12 protein-coding genes are annotated in these 17,293 nt (G+C 33.8%); 7 read left to right on the forward strand and 5 right to left on the reverse strand.

What is annotated here, in order from left to right:
- Nucleotides 1–121 precede the first annotated feature (121 nt).
- Nucleotides 122–511: a DUF1573 domain-containing protein gene (locus ACNH59_RS14635; protein WP_418263261.1), complete on the forward strand. Its 390-nt coding sequence runs from the start codon at nucleotides 122–124 to the stop codon at nucleotides 509–511.
- Between the two features lie 34 nt (nucleotides 512–545).
- On the opposite strand, the gene ACNH59_RS14640 is transcribed toward ACNH59_RS14635, so the two are convergent.
- Entirely contained in the window at nucleotides 546–1,763 is a 1,218-nt protein-coding gene (locus ACNH59_RS14640) for a PDZ domain-containing protein (protein ID WP_418263262.1), read from the reverse strand.
- A 237-nt stretch (nucleotides 1,764–2,000) separates the two neighbouring features.
- Between ACNH59_RS14640 and ACNH59_RS14645 the strand changes: the two genes are divergently transcribed.
- From ACNH59_RS14645 to lgt, 5 genes are all read left to right on the forward strand, one after another.
- The gene (locus ACNH59_RS14645; RefSeq protein WP_418263263.1) at nucleotides 2,001–3,233 is read left to right on the forward strand and encodes a pyridoxal phosphate-dependent aminotransferase; all 1,233 of its coding nucleotides are present in this window, start codon (nucleotides 2,001–2,003) and stop codon (nucleotides 3,231–3,233) included.
- Nucleotides 3,234–3,400: 167 nt separating this feature from the next.
- Entirely contained in the window at nucleotides 3,401–4,072 is a 672-nt protein-coding gene (gene folE / locus ACNH59_RS14650; RefSeq protein WP_418263264.1) for a GTP cyclohydrolase I FolE, read from the forward strand.
- Between the two features lie 124 nt (nucleotides 4,073–4,196).
- A complete protein-coding gene (cysS, locus tag ACNH59_RS14655; RefSeq protein WP_418263265.1) occupies nucleotides 4,197–5,675 on the forward strand; it encodes a cysteine--tRNA ligase in 1,479 nt (492 codons plus the stop codon).
- Between the two features lie 65 nt (nucleotides 5,676–5,740).
- Nucleotides 5,741–5,977 carry a membrane protein insertion efficiency factor YidD gene (gene yidD, locus ACNH59_RS14660; protein WP_418263266.1) on the forward strand — a complete coding sequence of 79 codons (237 nt, stop codon included), beginning with the start codon at nucleotides 5,741–5,743 and terminating at the stop codon, nucleotides 5,975–5,977.
- A 104-nt stretch (nucleotides 5,978–6,081) separates the two neighbouring features.
- Complete coding sequence (gene lgt, locus ACNH59_RS14665) at nucleotides 6,082–7,008, forward strand: prolipoprotein diacylglyceryl transferase (RefSeq protein ID WP_418263267.1); 927 nt, start codon at nucleotides 6,082–6,084, stop codon at nucleotides 7,006–7,008.
- A 148-nt stretch (nucleotides 7,009–7,156) separates the two neighbouring features.
- On the opposite strand, the gene ACNH59_RS14670 is transcribed toward lgt, so the two are convergent.
- The 4 genes from ACNH59_RS14670 to gyrB form a co-directional block, all read right to left on the reverse strand.
- Nucleotides 7,157–9,376, reverse strand: a complete 2,220-nt coding sequence (locus tag ACNH59_RS14670; RefSeq protein ID WP_418263268.1) for a T9SS type B sorting domain-containing protein — start codon at nucleotides 9,374–9,376, stop codon at nucleotides 7,157–7,159.
- A gap of 934 nt (nucleotides 9,377–10,310) precedes the next feature.
- Nucleotides 10,311–13,280 (reverse strand): protein translocase subunit SecDF, encoded by a 2,970-nt coding sequence (gene secDF / locus ACNH59_RS14675; protein ID WP_418263269.1) that lies wholly within the window; start codon nucleotides 13,278–13,280, stop codon nucleotides 10,311–10,313.
- 224 nt (nucleotides 13,281–13,504) lie between these two features.
- Entirely contained in the window at nucleotides 13,505–14,440 is a 936-nt protein-coding gene (locus ACNH59_RS14680) for a malate dehydrogenase (protein ID WP_418263270.1), read from the reverse strand.
- A 72-nt stretch (nucleotides 14,441–14,512) separates the two neighbouring features.
- On the reverse strand, nucleotides 14,513–16,459 hold the full coding sequence (gene gyrB / locus ACNH59_RS14685; RefSeq protein ID WP_418263271.1) for a DNA topoisomerase (ATP-hydrolyzing) subunit B: 1,947 nt from the start codon (nucleotides 16,457–16,459) through the stop codon (nucleotides 14,513–14,515).
- A gap of 264 nt (nucleotides 16,460–16,723) precedes the next feature.
- Here gyrB and ACNH59_RS14690 point away from each other — a divergent pair, with 264 nt between their 5' ends.
- Nucleotides 16,724–17,182, forward strand: coding sequence for an RNA methyltransferase (locus ACNH59_RS14690; RefSeq protein ID WP_418263272.1), 459 nt, complete (start codon nucleotides 16,724–16,726; stop codon nucleotides 17,180–17,182).
- Nucleotides 17,183–17,293 lie beyond the last annotated feature (111 nt).

A 17,293-nucleotide genomic window follows, 5' to 3' on the forward strand; every position in this document is an offset into this window, starting at 1 on the left:
TCTGATTTTTGTATTTTATATCGGCAACAAAAGTAAATAATTAAGCACACTATAAAAAGCGAAATAAAAATTTGTGTCCTAATTAAAAGAAAGTATATTTACTTTAACAAAAACAAACCCAATGAAAAAAATAGCCACTTTTATCGCATTCGTATTATTCTGTAGTATTGGATTTGCACAAAATGGAGCTAAAATTGATTTCAAAGCTAAAAACAATACTATCGATTACGGAACCATTTCTAAAGACAAAGACAGCGGTATCAGAGTATTTGAATTTACCAATATTGGAAATGCTCCTTTGATTATTTACTCTGTGCAGTCTACTGTAAGTTGTACTATTCTCTCAAAGCCTTCTGATCCTATAGCTCCTAACAAATCTGGTAAAATTGAAATCAAATACAATCTAGCTCCTGGTCCTATTAGAAAAACAATTACAGTTGAATCTAATGCTGTTAATTATGAAGACGGAAGAATTCCTTTAAAAATAAAAGGAGAAGTCATTGATAAATAAACCTTTAAAGCACTCTAAAACAGAGTGTTTTTTTTTAATCTAAAATATTGACTAATTTAAAACTAAACTGGTGAATGGCTCCATTTCTAAGAACCTCCATTGAAATCCATTTTTCATTAGCTGATTTTAAAATTGAAATTAATTCTTGATAAGTATAATTGTCTGCATCGTGTTTATTGATTGCAATAATAATATCCCCTCTCTGAATTCCACTTTTTTCAGCTGGTGAGTTCAAACGCACACTTGCTACTTTATAAATAGGTTTTAATTCAAATTTGTATTTAAAATTTATCGGTTCGGACTCTTCGGCAGAATCAAAAACAGAAGTAGTTTTTAAAAATAAAGGCTTTTGTTTCACTTCAACATTTACTAATTTCATTCCAGCATGAATAATTTCGATGCCACTTTTGTTGTACAAAAAGGGATTTTTAAACATTTTATTGGGTTTTAAGTACATGCTACTATTTTTATAATCCATAATAACAGTAAACCTTTTTAAAATTTCTCCCCCAACAGAACCCATTCGCCCAGGAATAAATTTTAAATATTGAATAGCAGTTGAATCTGGAAATGCAGCTATAGGATTTTTAAATCGAAAATCTAATAGTCTAAACTCATTTATGATAGCTCGCTTTCCGTGTACATCACCACTAAAACCTTTCCCTAAATAATCTTCAAAATTTTTATTGGGTATTTTTATAGTATCATTTTCAAAAAGCCAAATAGAATCACTATTCCCTACATCAACAAGTAATTTCACTGCTAAAAAATCATTCTCTAACCCCACCATTCCCTCCACATAAGGCTTGTATTTTTCAATAACAAGAGGTGTTTTAGTAAATTTTCGCGAGATTTTCTTTCTATTCCTTTCATTATCATGATAAATTGTTATTCTTTTTTTTTCATAATTAATTGCTATCAAATTATTTTTAAAGAATGTATATCCCAAAATACCATTTACAGGAATTCCTAAATGATCTGAAAAATTAAATTCACCACCAAGTATCACATACAGCAGGTGTGAACGAGAAACCATACCTTTTATCTCTAAAACATTAGCTGTCGATTTCAAACCCGGAACTGAATAATCACTACCAAATCCTTTTAAAACAATTCTTTGAGTATTCTTATACTCAAGATCATTATTTTCGTCTACACTAAACACAATGGTGTATACAGCACCAGTATCTAACATAAAAGTGAGTTCTACCCCATTTAACTTTACTGGAATCAAGACTAAATTATTAATCAATTTAAAGGAGAAACAAAGTCTATTCTTTTTTTTTATAAATTGAAAATCGTCTTGTCCTAAAACAGGGATAGCAAGGCAAAACAGAAAAAAAAATAAACATATTTTTCTCATGTTATAGTAGTTTTGATAAATTTAATAAATATCTTGCATTTCTAGCGAGATATTTCCAAATTGTGAATCTATCAATAGTTAAGTTCTAAAAAAAAAATCGCAAATTTGCAGTAAATTATTATTCACATGCCTAACATTTCAATAAGAGGTCGAAAAATGCCTCAATCCCCAATACGTAAACTTGCTCCTTTTTCTGATATAGCTAACAGAAAAGGATTAAAAGTTTACCACTTAAACATTGGTCAACCCGACATCAAAAGTCCTGAAAAAGCTATTGAAGCCATAAAAAACATTGAGTTGGATGTGATTGAATATGGTCCATCAGAAGGAAACAAAACCTACAGAAAAAAACTGGCTCAATTTTACAGAAAACAACGAGTAAATGTTGATTTCAAAGATATTATGATTACTACTGGAGGCTCTGAAGCGCTTCTATTTGCAATGGGAAGTATAATGGACCCAGGTGATGAAGTCATTATTCCTGAACCGTTCTACGCAAACTACCATGCTTTCTCAGAAGAATCAAGTGCAACCGTAGTTCCTGTTAACTCAAGTTTTGAAAACGGATTTGCTTTACCCTCTATTGAAAAATTTGAAAGTTTAATTTCTTCTAGAACAAAAGCGATCTTAATATGCAACCCAAGTAATCCGACAGGAAATTTATATTCAGAGCAAGAAATTCAACAATTAGGAGAATTAGTAAAAAAACATGATTTGTTCCTTATTGCCGACGAAGTATACCGTGAATTTATTTATGACAAAGAAGATATTCATTACTCAGTTATGAATCTTGTTGGATTAGAGCAAAATGTCATTATGATTGACTCTGTATCTAAAAGATACAGTATGTGTGGCGCTCGTATTGGCTGTATGGTTACCAAAAACAAAGAAGTAATTGCTACAGCAATGAAATTTGCACAAGCACGTCTGTGTCCACCAACAATTGAGCAGATTGCTTGTGAAGCAGCACTTGATACACCAAAAAGCTATTTTACAAAAACCATCAAAGAGTACAAAATAAGAAGAGATACTTTGATCTCTGAATTGCTAAAAATTGAAGGAGTCGAAGTAACATTGCCTAAAGCAGCATTTTACTGCATCGTACAATTGCCTGTAAAAGATACAGAACATTTTGCAAAATGGCTGTTAAAAAACTATGAACTAGACGGAGAAACCGTTATGATTGCTCCTGCAGCTGGTTTTTATTCTACGCCTGGAATGGGGAAAAATCAAGTACGTATGGCCTATGTTTTGAAAAAAGAAGACTTAATCAGGTCTGTACAAATATTAAAAGCAGCTTTAGTCGTTTACAAAGCGATAAAATACAAAAAACCGATGATTGCTGATGCAAACATTTAGTCCCATAAAAACTTCAAAACAACGGCAAGAACCAGTTTACAAGGTTTTGCCGTTGTTTTTTTTAATAGTAAAAAGTTTTATTTAACTTTTGTCGAATTAAATACTTTAATATTTATTAATTAACTTTGCTCGCTTAAAAATAACCTCGTTTATAATAGAAGATTTTGATGATACAAAATGAAGAAATGCATGACGAAATAGGAGATAATCATATTGCTTCATGTGCACAAAACCCAGTCCGAGAAGACGCTTTTGACCTATCTGACGACGAAAAGATTGAAAAAATAAAAAAAGATGTTGAAAACATTCTTCAAACTCTAGGAATGGATTTGACAGATGACAGCATCAAAGGCACACCAAATCGTGTAGCAAAGATGTTTGTTAAAGAAATTTTTGGCGGATTAAATCCAAAGAAAAAACCAAATGCTTCTACCTTTGATAACAATTACAAGTACGGAGAAATGTTAGTTGAAAAAAACATCACCCTCTACTCTACTTGTGAACACCATTTACTACCAATTATTGGAAGAGCGCATGTGGCTTATATTTCAAATGGAACTGTAATTGGTTTATCTAAAATGAACCGTCTTGTAGAACATTATGCTAAAAGACCTCAAGTACAAGAACGCTTAACAATGCAAATTGTTCAAGAACTTCAAAATGCTCTAGGAACAGAAGATGTCGCTTGCGTTATTGATGCCAAACACTTGTGTGTAAACTCACGTGGTATTAAAGACATAGAAAGCAGTACTGTAACTTCTGAATTTGGAGGTAAATTTAAAGAAGAGCAAACGAGAAGAGAATTTTTAGACTACATCAAATTAGAAACTAAATTTTAATTGATTCCCTAAATCCTAACCCTGATTAAAGTAAAAATCCTTTTTATCGTTTTTTTTAAACGATAAAAAGATTGAAACATCCCGAAGTATCGGGAGCAGGAAAAAGCTTCAAAAAAATAAAACAATGCCTTTATATCGTACTCAAACCGTCAAAATATATAATTCTCTTTCGGGAGAAAAGGAAACGTTCACTCCAATACATGAAGGAAATGTAGGAATGTATGTTTGCGGACCTACAGTTTACAGCAATGTACACTTGGGAAATCTGCGTACTTTCATGTCATTTGATGTTATATTTAGATACTTATTACACCTAGGTTATAAGGTACGTTATGTCCGTAATATTACTGATGTGGGCCATATGGTTGACGATGCGGATGAAGGAGAGGATAAAATTGCCAAAAAAGCACGCTTAGAACAATTAGAACCAATGGAGGTTGTTCAACGCTATACGGTAGATTTTCATGAAATATTGAAAGCTTTCAACTTTTTACCCCCTAGTATCGAACCTACCGCAACAGGACATATCATTGAGCAAATTGAAATTATCAAAAAAATTATTGATTCGGGTATAGCCTACGAAGCCAATGGATCGATTTATTTTGATGTGGTAAAATTCAACGAAAGCAATAATTACGGAATCCTAAGTGGTCGTAACATTGAAGATATGTTAGCTAATACTAGAGATTTGGACGGACAATCAGACAAGAGAAATCCTCAGGATTTTGCTTTATGGAAAAAAGCCGAACCACAACAGATTATGCGTTGGCCATCCCCTTGGGGAGAAGGTTTCCCTGGATGGCACTTAGAATGTACCGCAATGAGCACCAAGTATCTTGGCAATCATTTTGATATTCACGGTGGTGGAATGGATTTAAAATTCCCACATCACGAGTGCGAAATTGCACAAAATCAAGCCTGTACTGGACAAACACCGGTAAACTATTGGATGCACGCTAACATGCTGACATTGAACGGCAAAAAAATGGCAAAATCTACAGGCAACAACATCTTACCTGGAGAAATATTAACTGGTAACAATACCATTCTAAGCAAGCCTTTTTCAGCTTCAGTAACTCGTTTTTTCATGTTACAAGCCCATTATAGAAGTATCCTTGACTTTTCTGACGATGCCATTGTGGCTGCTGAGAAAGGATACAAACGATTAATGGAGGCTATCGATAACTTGAAACAAATCATACCAAGTAACACAAATACCATTCCGATTGCTTCGTGGAAACAGCTTTGTTATGATGCCATGAATGATGACTTTAATTCCCCCATTTTAATAGCGCAATTATTTGAAGGTGTTCGCTATGTGAACTTATTAAAAGAAGGAAAAGAAACGTTAACAGCGGAGGATTTGAATGATTTTGCTAATACAATGAATGCCTTTGTTTTTTCAGTTTTAGGGTTGGAAAACGAAAAAACATCCAACAGTCAAAATGACAAATTAGAAGGCACTGTCAAACTCTTAATAGAAATGCGAAATCAAGCAAGAGCTGATAAGAATTTTAGTTTATCAGATCAAATTAGAAATCAGTTACTTTCTCTGGGTATCCAACTGAAAGACAGCAAAGAGGGCACTAGCTTTACTATATAATATATTCAGGTTCAATTGTCTCCTACAATTGAACCTTTTTCATTTACAGCAAACACAACATTATAATGAAAATCACTACTCCATTCATAATACTTGTTCGCTTTTATCAATCGGCAATTTCGCCATTTACACCCGCTGCTTGCCGATTTGAACCCACCTGTTCTTCCTATATGATTCAAGCTTTACAAATTCACGGCCTGCTACGTGGAGGCTATTTAGGAATTAAAAGAATATTGAGCTGTCATCCTTGGGGAAAGACTGGTTACGACCCCGTTCCTCCAAAGAAAAATAAACAATTATAAGGACAAGGTTTAGACTGTTAAACTGTTCCCAATACTCTTTTATAACTTCAATTTAATATTGAAACTCAAAACAAAAATAGTATTTTTACACCAAAAATTTCAGAATGACACACGCTTTAAACATTGTATGGAACCCTTCAGAAGGTATCGATTTAGGATTTTTTGTGATTCGTTTTTACAGCCTTATGTTTGTAATCGCCTTTGGATTAGGTTGGTACATTATGAAGAATATATTTGAACGTGAAGGCGAAACGATTGAGAAATTGGACTCATTATTTGTTTGGACCGTATTAGCCACTTTAATTGGCGCGCGATTAGGGCATGTATTGTTTTATGATTGGGAATATTTCCGAAATCATTTGTCTGAAATTTTTCTTCCCTTTCGTTTTACTCCAAAATTTGAATTTACAGGATATCAGGGGTTAGCGAGCCATGGAGCGGCAATTTCAATAATTGTAGCCATGTATTTTTACAGTAAAAAAGTTTTAAAAAGACCTTTATTATGGATATTAGACCGAGTAGTCCTTGCCGTAGCTAGTGGAGCTATATTTGTTCGGCTTGGAAATTTTTTCAATTCGGAAATTGTAGGTAAAAAGACAGACTCTATTTTTGGAATTCAGTTTATAAGAGACCATTTTTCACCTAGAGAAGCCGTTTCTTTAACCAATATGGCAGAACCAACTGAAGCCTACTCAGCCATAGCTACCAATCCACAATTTTCAACTATACTCGCTCAAGTACCTTTAAAACATCCAGCACAGTTATACGAGTCCTTTTGTTATGTATTCGTATTTGCTATATTATTCTTTTTATACTGGAAGACTGAAGCACGCTTGAAATCTGGGTATTTATTTGGTCTTTTTTTAGTTGCCTTATGGACTGTTCGATTCATTGTTGAATATGTAAAAGAAAGCCAAGGAGGATTTGAAAGTGCTTTGGGATTGTTTTCTACAGGTCAATGGTTAAGCATACCCTTTATACTCATTGGATTTTATTTTGTTTTCACAGCAGAGAAACCAATTAAATCTTAAACAACCATTTGTAAAATAAAAAAGAGGAATAGTACTAAAAATACTATTCCTCTTTTTTATTACTAATTTCTATCGAAAAGAAGACATCTAAACTTCTTTATTTAAACTATAATCAAGCCTTAAAATTAAAGATAAAGGCTAAACTCCCCTAACGTTTTAAAGAAAAGTGAGAACGAAACTTTTTCAAAACATTGTCCTCCACATAATCAATTACAAACCAATAATCGGTAGCTGGCATTGGATTTCCATTGTAAAAACCGTTCCATCCTGCACTATTTGGTTTTACTTCGACCAATAATTTACCATAGCGATCAAAAATTCGAATTTTAGCATTCACATCATCCTTTAAGGTATCTATATTCCACGTATCATTGTATCCATCACCATTTGGAGTAAAAAATCTAGGAAAATCTACGACCAAAATATTAGTTTTCGTTATTGGAATACTACAACCAATTGGATCTTTAACAGTCACCGAATGAAGTCCATAAGAAACATTTTCAAAAACAGAACTCTCTTGAAAAGGTCCAAAATCAAGTTGGTACAGGTAATTACCTGGTGCAGTGGCATTAATAGTTACTATTTGATTATCTGCAAATGCCTCAGAAACGGTCCACTGAAAATCAACCAAAGTATTGGAAGGAACAACAGTTACAACTATAGTTTGCTGGGTTGCACATTCTCCAGAATTAGGAGTAAACACATAAGATCCCGTATTCATATTATCAATTACAGCAGGATTCCAACTACCATTAACCCCATTAGGTGAAGTCGATGCCAAAGCTGGAGGCACGCTTCCTGAACAAATAGAAAAAGAACTAAAACCGGGATTGATTGGCTGATTCACTGTAACATTCAACGTTTGCGTAAAAGCACACTCAGTTGGATCTGGAGTAAACAAATAACTTCCACTGGTTGTATTACTAACTGTTGCAGGAGACCAAGAACCAGAAATACCATTAGGTGAAACCGAATTTAATACTGGAGCCGTACTACCAGCACAGAAGGGAGCAATAGGAGCAAAATTAGGTGTACTCTTAGGAGTAATAGTAACATTTAAAGTTTGAGCTGTTGAACATTGGTTAGGATTAGGCGTAAATACATAACTACCGCTAGTGGTATTATTTATTGTAGCTGGAGACCACGAACCCGTAACTCCTGTTGGAGATGTCGTCGCCAATACCGGTGGCGTACTACCGGAACACAAAGGAGGGATATTAGCAAAATTAGGAGAATTATTCGCTATAACCGTAATAGTTACTGTTGTAGGACTTGTGGTGGCACATTGTCCCGCATTAGGTGTGAAGGTATAAACAACAGGACCTAAAACTGCGGTATTTACTGTTGAGGGTGACCAACTACCCGAAATAGCAGGGCTGTTATTGGAATTAGTAGGTAAAACAGGTGGCGTGGCATTTTGACAAACAGTACTAGGAATAGTTGCAAAAGTTGGAGTTGCTCGAGGCACCACTGTAACATTCATTGTTTGGGTAGTAGCGCAAGGATGCGCAACCGGATCAGGAGTAAAAGTATGTGTCACAGTTCCTACTGTACTAGAATTAATTGTAGCAGGAGACCAAGTTCCAGCTATACCTTCATTAGAAGAAGAAGGCAATGCAGGTGCTGTACTTCCTTGACATACTGATCCAATAGCCGTAAATGTTGGGGTAACAGTTGAAGTACCGCAAGGAACACTGCAAGTAAGTACAGAACGATCACAAGGATAAGTTGTATGCCACAGAGTTAAGGTCACTGACTTCCCAGGTGCTAACCCAAACACTTGTAAATTGGTTGGGCCAGTAGTCCCAGTAATGGCAGGTCCTCCATCTATAGTATAAAAATAAGTATATTGATTGGGTAAACTTCCAGTATTAGTCCAATCGAAATAAACGGAACTATTTTTATCAGCAGCTGCAATTTGAGTAGGATCACATCTAAAACTTAATATTTTAGACCCATTATCCGCAACTACATTAACTACAATTTGAGATCTACTACTTACAGTAGAACCATCTGTTTCACTCACATAATAAGTTGTAGAACCTACCGTAGAAGTTGAAGGGGTTGGCGCTGTGATACTAGGAGTTCCTCCGGTTGCTGCAGTACCATACCAAATCAAAGTGTTTCCTGGCGAAGCTGTTGCAGTTAACGGTGACGCAGTACTCCCTTGGCAATAATAAATAGGAGAACTAACTACTGGAGGCGCAACTGCCATTAAAGGAATAAAACTGTCAGATAAATCAATCTTGTTTTTTAAAATATTGTTATTAGGCTCATTAAAGTCTTTTAAATTATTAGCAAACAAACTTGCATGCAAAAACCACACAACAATACACAGAAAAGTAAATGATTTGATAAATTTTCTCATTATCTAAAATTTTAAAATTGAACCTGAGTAAAGAAACTCATTATTTCAATATTTAGTAAATATATAAAATTTGAAATTCTTATAAAATTAAAACCGATTAATAACACCTTTAAATGGATATAATAAGAAACAAAATTTAATATTTATATAACAACACTTTTACTACACATAATATTACAATCAAATTATGTATACAATACCTAAAAGAAAACTATAATTACACAAAACTCCAATTTCTAAATTTTTAGTATTAAAACATGTGTTAGAGTTTTTAAGGCCTGCATTGGAAACATGTCTTAGATTTCCACCAAAATAAAACTTAAACTGTTTTATAACACACAGAAAGCCCTGACGACAAAATATCTGAAAAAGCAAACCCATTAGACAATCTTTAGGTTACCGTATCAGAAAACAACGGTCCTACACTACCCTAAACAAAAACATTCAAACTTTGATATATTCTTTTTCGACTTGAAATCCTACATTCAAAATGTATTGATAAACATTTTTAATTTGGCAAACCGTTCTTTTCGTTCTTCATAATCAGGTTCTGTAGGCTTAACAAAATATAAATTCAATAATTGATGTTTTCAAAAATTTATTTCAGATTGAATAACAATCATATACGCAAACGACTGCGTTCTCTTAACTAAATAATTAAAAGCCGTTTTATAATATTTATTGGTGAATGTATAATTCTTATTCGTATACTCACTATCAAAACATGCACTAATCCAAAAATATTTTGGATGTTCATTGGACTGACAAAACAACAATAACAAACAATTAAAAAAACAATAAAATACTAAAAACTTATTTACTTTTTCTTTTGCAATTCATTTTACCAACTTAAAGTTCTACAAAACACTAAATATTGCACAAAAAAAAGACCCAACAATAATGTTAGGTCTTATTTAATTTTTCAACTTTTGAATTATACTTCAGAATGTTGTTTTTCAACATTTGATTTATCTTCTTTAGAGATTGTATCTACCAATACTGGAGTTGCAATAAATAGTGAAGAATAAGTTCCAACTACAATACCTACTAGCATTGCAAATACAAATCCTCTAATTGATTCTCCTCCAAAAACAAACATGATTAACAATACTACAATCATCGTTAATGAAGTATTGATTGTTCTTGACATAGTGGTATTAATAGACTGATTTACAATTTCAGAGAAGTTACCTTTTGTTTTACCCGCCAAGAATTCTCGAACCCTGTCAAATACAATTACAGTATCGTTCATAGAATAACCAATTACAGTCAAAATTGCAGCGATAAAATGTTGATCGATTTCCATACCAAACGGCATAAACTTATAACATAAAGAGTAGATTCCTAAAACAAAAATAACATCATGAGCTACTGCTGTAATCGCACCTAAACTGTATTGCCATTTTCTAAAACTAATCATTAAGTACAAGAACACTAACAACATCGCTCCTAGAACAGCCCAGTAAGCATTAGTCTTAATATCCTCAGCTACCGTAGGACCTACTTTTGAAGCTTGTAAGATACCAACTTTTTTTCCGTCGTATGCATTAACAAATTTGTCATAAGTCAAATCAGCTGCATAATGATGTTTCAAGTTTTCGAATAATAATTTATTCACTTCTTCATCTGCTTCTATTCCGTGATCTTTAACTTTATATTTAGTAGTAATTTTTAATTGATTATCATTACCAAATACTTTTGCCTCTGCACTTCCAAACACTTTCGTCAATTCGTCCTTTACTAATTCAGCTTCTACTGGTTTTTCAAAACGTATTTGGAAAGTTCTACCTCCAACAAAATCCACACCTTGATCTAATCCATTAGTGGCCAAAGAAACGATACTTACCACCAATACAACAGCAGAAAACATATAAGTCCATTTTTTCTTTCCTAAGAAATCAAAGTTGAAATTATTAAATATTTTTTCAGAGAACTTAGTTACAAATGTTAAGTCATTTTTACTTCTTAAATTTCTATCTAAAAAGATTCTTGCAATGAAAATAGAAGTAAATAAAGAGGTTGCAATACCAATTAATAAAGTAGTAGCAAATCCTTTAATTGGGCCTGAACCAAAAATAAACAATACTGCACCAGTCAAAATATGTGTTACGTTGGCATCTGTAATAGACGACATTGCTCCTGTCCAGCTGTACGAAGTTTTAATTGCTTCTTCAAGAGATTTACCTGATTTCAATTCTTCTTTTGCTCTCTCATAAATAATAATATTCGCATCTACTGCAGTACCCATTGTTAATACAATACCCGCAATACCAGGCAAAGTTAATACAGCACCTAAACTTGCTAAAATTCCAAAAAGGAATAACAAGTTCACTGCCAAAGCAATATTAGCATACCAACCTGCTCTACCATAGTAAACCATCATCCATAAAGATACAATAAGCAATCCAACGATTGCAGAAGTCGTACCATTGTCAATAGCTTCTTGACCTAAAGATGGTCCTACTACTTCTGACTGAATAATATCAGCTGCAGCTGGTAACTTACCTGCTCTTAATACATTTGCTAAATCTGTAGACTCATCTAAAGTAAAACTTCCTGAAATTTCAGATCTACCTCCTGCAATAGGTCCACTAGAAACCCCTGGAGCAGAATATACAACATCATCTAAAACAATGGCAATATTTGATTTTTGAGTAAAAGCTCTTCCTGTTAATTCTTCCCAAATCTTAGCCCCTTGACCGTTCATTTCTATAGAAACAGAAGGTTTCCCTAATTGGTCAAAAGATGGATTAGCACCTGTAACAACACCACCGCTCATTGCAGCAGCATCATCTCTATTCCCTCTTAGAGCATATAATTCAACAGCTTCAACATTTTTATCTTTAGCATCTTTAATTTGAGATGATTTACCCCAAACAAATTTCACATAACGAAATTCTGGCGCTAACAAAACTCTAATATCAGCTCTTTTAAAATAACTATTAATTACTGCAGTATCTTTAGGAGCAAATAATCCTAAAACTGGACCACCACCTTGAGACAACATTTTATCAAACAAAGGATTATTTCCTTGCTTAGTAGCCAATGAATCCTTAGTATCAGTTAACAATGCACTTAATGAATCCTTAACTACTTTTTTAGTTTCAACATTATTGATTTCTGTTTTCTTCAAAGCATCATTTGCAGCTACTAAGAAGTTTCCGATTTCGTCAATTTTGTATGTTTCCCAAAACTCTAATTGAGCCGTACTTTGTAATAATTTCTTAATTCTATCCACATCTTTAGCACCAGGAAGTTCTACTAAAATCCTTCCTGACTCTCCTAATTTTTGGATATTTGGCTGTGTAACACCAAATTTATCAATACGTTTTCTCAATACACCAAAAGCACTTTCAACAGATTCGTCTACTTTTCTTCTGATTACTTTTTGAACTTCTGCATCTGACATTTGAAAATCAACTCCACCTTCACCTTGTAAAGAACGATTGGCAAAAATATCAGGAGAAGCTAATTTTACAGTTCCTTTTGAATTAGCAGCAAAAGCATCAAAGAAAGCATCAATATACGTTTGATTTCCTTTTTGATTTGCTGTCGCATCAGCTAATGATTTATTAAAAACTGGGTTTTTAGAATTATTAGAAAGCCCTTTCAAAATGTCTTTTACAGAAATTTGCAATATCACATTAATACCACCTTCTAAGTCTAGACCTTTATTAATTTGTTTGTCTTTTACTTCATCAAAAGTAAAATCAGCAAAACCTAAGTTGAATACTTTTTCTTTACTAATGGAATCCAAATATCTTAATTCCTTATCAGGGTCTCCTCCTGAGAAAGCTTTAGCATCGTCTTTTATTTTATTGGCGACAAAAGTGAAAGAAAGCTGGTAAATACTTACCAATGCAAATAGAATTGCAAAAAATTTAATAAGTCCTTTATTCTGCATTATTACTAAAAATTAATTATTTTATATTTATTTTATTTTTGTTTCTACATCAATTTCAATCCTTGAATTCATTTTTTTAACAAAAAAACAAAACCAAAGGATTGTATTATTTTTATAAACCGAGCAAATATATAATTCTGGTTCAGACTAACCAATTTATTTGCGAATTAATCTCAAAAAAAAGACTGCAAAAGTGCAGTCTTTCCCATTATATGTTGTTTTTATTAACCTAAGATAGATTTTAAAGCATCATTCATTTGCCTTACAGCAACTGCACTCTTTGCAAATAACGCTTTTTCACCTTCATTTAACTTAATATCAATAATTTCTTCCACACCGTTCTTGCCAATAATACAAGGGACTCCAATACAAATATCAGATTGTCCATACTCTCCTTCTACATAAACAGAACAAGCAATCATTTTTCTTTGATTATTCAAGATACTATCCACTAAAAAAGCTACTGAAGCTCCTGGTGCATACCAAGCTGACGTACCTAACAATCCCGTAAGTGTTGCACCCCCAACCATTGTATCAGCAGCTACTTTTTCTAAAACATCAGCTGATAGAAACTGAGTAACTGGAATACCATTATAGGATGCCAATCGCGTCAACGGGATCATTGTCGTATCACCATGACCACCAATAACCATAGCCGATATATCATTTACTGGTTTGTCCAATGCTAATCCTAAATAGGTTCTAAAACGAGAACTATCTAATGCTCCACCCATACCAATTACTCTATTTTTAGCTAGTCCAGTTGATTTTAAAGTCAAATAGGTCATCGTATCCATTGGATTTGCTACAATTACAAAAATAGTATTAGGAGAATATTCTAAAACACTTTCAACAACCGACTTAACAATTCCAGCATTAATTCCGATTAATTCTTCACGAGTCATCCCAGGTTTCCTTGGAATTCCTGAGGTAACAACAACAACATCACTATTTGCTGTTTTAGAATAATCGTTGGTTACACCTGAAACTGTAGTATTAAATCCAGTATTAGTTGCACATTGCATAATATCCAAAGCTTTACCTTCTGCAAAACCTTCTTTTATATCCAACAATACCACTTCACTAGCAATTCCTCTATAAGAGATTACATCCGCACAAGTAGCTCCTACGTTTCCTGCTCCTATTATTGATACCTTCATATTTTTTTTGAGTTAATTGTTAATTAAAATAAAACCGACCATTTGTTAGAATGGTCGGACTAATTTAATAAATTAAGCATCAATATTTGCATAAACTGCATTTTTTTCGATAAATTCCCTACGAGGTGGCACTTCATCCCCCATCAACATCGAGAATACTCTATCGGCTTCAGCCAAACTTTCAATAGTTACTTGACGTAAAGTTCTAAAACTAGGATCCATTGTCGTTTCCCACAATTGCTCCGCATTCATCTCTCCAAGACCTTTATAACGTTGAATCGCAGCACTTCCACCCATTCTTTCATTAGCTTGATCACGCTGAACATCATTCCAAGCATATTCTTTTTTATTTCCTTTTTTAACCAAATATAAAGGTGGAGCTGCAATATAAACGTGTCCCTCTTCAATCAATTCTTTCATAAATCTAAAGAAGAATGTCAAAATCAAAGTTGAAATGTGACTACCATCGACATCGGCATCACACATAATAATCACTTTATGGTAACGTAATTTAGAAATGTTCAAAGCCTTACTATCTTCTTCCGTACCAACAGTAACACCAAGAGCAGTAAAGATATTTCGAATTTCTTCGTTCTCAAAAACCTTATGATGCATCGCTTTTTCAACGTTCAAAATTTTACCTCGTAGTGGCAAAATAGCTTGAAAGTTACGATCACGACCTTGTTTTGCAGTTCCACCTGCCGAATCTCCCTCGACAAGATATACTTCGCATTTTGCTGGATCTTGCTCTGAACAGTCAGACAATTTTCCTGGCAATCCACCGCCACCCATTACGGTTTTACGTTGTACCATTTCACGGGCCTTCTTAGCAGCGTGACGGGCTTGAGCAGCCAAAATTACTTTTTGAATAATCACACGAGCATCATTTGGATTTTCCTCCAAATAATTTTCTAACATTTCACCTACAGCCTGACTTACTGGCGAAACTACTTCTCTATTTCCTAATTTGGTTTTGGTTTGTCCTTCAAACTGAGGCTCTGCCACTTTTACGGAAATAATCGCAGTTAATCCTTCACGGAAATCATCCCCTGCAATTTCAAATTTTAACTTATCCAACATCCCAGAAGCATCAGCATATTTTTTAAGGGTTCTTGTCAAACCACTTCTAAAACCTTGCAAATGCGTTCCTCCTTCGTGCGTATTGATATTATTTACGTATGAAAAAATATTCTCACCATAACTAGTGTTATATATCAAAGCAACCTCAACTGGAATCTCCCCTTTATCATTATCCATTGAGATTACATGAGCAATAATTGGCTCACGATTCCCGTCTAAGTAACGGATATACTCTTTTAAACCTTCAGTAGAATGAAAAACTTCTCCTAGAAAATTACCTTCTTTATCTTTTTCTCTTTTATCCGTAAATGTAATTGTAATTCCTTTGTTCAAGAAAGCCAGTTCACGCATACGTGCCGATAAAGTATCATAAGAATACTCTATGGTTTGTGTGAAAATAGTTGGATCTGGATAAAAAGTAACAATAGTACCTCTTTTAGTCGTTTCACCAATTTGCTTTACAGGATACAAAGCTTTACCTCTTTCGTATTCTTGCTCGTATATTTTCCCGTCTGCACTATGAACGGTAGCTCTCAAATGTTGAGACAACGCATTCACACATGAAACCCCTACACCGTGTAAACCTCCAGAAACCTTATAAGAATCTTTATCAAACTTTCCTCCTGCTCCAATTTTGGTCATTACTACCTCAAGAGCCGAAACTCCTTCTTTTTTATGCATTCCAACAGGAATACCACGACCATTATCTTCTACAGAAATAGAACCATCTTCATTTATATCTACTCTAATCGTATCGCAATGACCTCCCATTGCTTCATCGATAGAGTTATCTACAACTTCGTAAACCAAATGATGCAATCCTCGAACTCCTACATCTCCAATATACATGGAAGGACGCATTCTTACGTGCTCCATTCCCTCTAACGCCTGAATACTATCAGCTGAATAATTATTTTCTTTCTTGATTTCTTCGCTCATGTTTTTTATGCTAAAAATGTATTTTTTTTGTCTAACGAACAAATATATAAAAACTGAAATTAGAACGCAGCCTAAATCAGCTTTTAAAGGTTTAAGTTATTAACAATAAATGTCAATTTCAATAACAAAATGCAAATTCAATAGCAATATCAAAGAATCAATTTCAATAGCCGTGACAATGACCCCAAAAAAACTAATTAAAACCCTTTTTAAAACCAATAAATTAAAACTTGACAATCCCAAAACAGTTTGTACTTTTGCCTCATGAATGATAATTTCACAACAGAATTTTTCGGTATTGGTATCCAAAACGGTAAAACCCCAGAAAATCTAGGTGTTTTATGGCGAACCGCTCAAAACTTGGGTGCCAGCTATATTTTTACTATTGGGAATCGTTATGCCAAACAAGCATGCGACACGCACAATGCCGTAAAATCAATGCCTTATTTTCATTATGAAAACTTTGAAGATTTCTTTAATAACTTACCCAAAGGCGCCCGCTTAGTAGGTGTAGAACTTGATGAAAGAGCCGAAGATTTAGAAACTTTTGAACATCCAAGACGTTGTGTGTATTTGTTAGGCGCAGAAGACAACGGTCTTTCCAAACAAGCCATTGAAAAATGTCATTTTTTAGTAAAATTCAAATCAGAGAAAAGCTTGAATGTATCTGTTGCAGGAAGTATTGTGCTTTATGATAGAGGACTTAATAAGCCGAGGTCGTAATCAAGCTACACCACTTACAGCAACATAAAAATAAATTCACCATTAAGAAATTAAGTAAAATTAAGCCTTAACTACCCTTAAATTTCTTAATGGTTAAATTAAATAACTGAT

This window comes from Flavobacterium faecale, assembly GCF_048320115.1.
Classification (GTDB): domain Bacteria; phylum Bacteroidota; class Bacteroidia; order Flavobacteriales; family Flavobacteriaceae; genus Flavobacterium; species Flavobacterium faecale_A.

What these genes read in the sequence shown, in the direction of transcription:
- ACNH59_RS14635 (WP_418263261.1), top strand. Translation starts at nt 122, where the DNA reads ATGAAAAAAATAGCCACTTTTATCGCATTCGTATTATTCTGTAGTATT.
- ACNH59_RS14645 (WP_418263263.1), top strand. Translation starts at nt 2,001, where the DNA reads ATGCCTAACATTTCAATAAGAGGTCGAAAAATGCCTCAATCCCCAATA.
- folE (WP_418263264.1), top strand. Translation starts at nt 3,401, where the DNA reads ATGATACAAAATGAAGAAATGCATGACGAAATAGGAGATAATCATATT.
- cysS (WP_418263265.1), top strand. Translation starts at nt 4,197, where the DNA reads ATGCCTTTATATCGTACTCAAACCGTCAAAATATATAATTCTCTTTCG.
- yidD (WP_418263266.1), top strand. Translation starts at nt 5,741, where the DNA reads ATGAAAATCACTACTCCATTCATAATACTTGTTCGCTTTTATCAATCG.
- lgt (WP_418263267.1), top strand. Translation starts at nt 6,082, where the DNA reads ATGACACACGCTTTAAACATTGTATGGAACCCTTCAGAAGGTATCGAT.
- ACNH59_RS14670 (WP_418263268.1), bottom strand. Translation starts at nt 9,376, where the DNA reads ATGAGAAAATTTATCAAATCATTTACTTTTCTGTGTATTGTTGTGTGG.
- secDF (WP_418263269.1), bottom strand. Translation starts at nt 13,280, where the DNA reads ATGCAGAATAAAGGACTTATTAAATTTTTTGCAATTCTATTTGCATTG.
- ACNH59_RS14680 (WP_418263270.1), bottom strand. Translation starts at nt 14,440, where the DNA reads ATGAAGGTATCAATAATAGGAGCAGGAAACGTAGGAGCTACTTGTGCG.
- gyrB (WP_418263271.1), bottom strand. Translation starts at nt 16,459, where the DNA reads ATGAGCGAAGAAATCAAGAAAGAAAATAATTATTCAGCTGATAGTATT.
- ACNH59_RS14690 (WP_418263272.1), top strand. Translation starts at nt 16,724, where the DNA reads ATGAATGATAATTTCACAACAGAATTTTTCGGTATTGGTATCCAAAAC.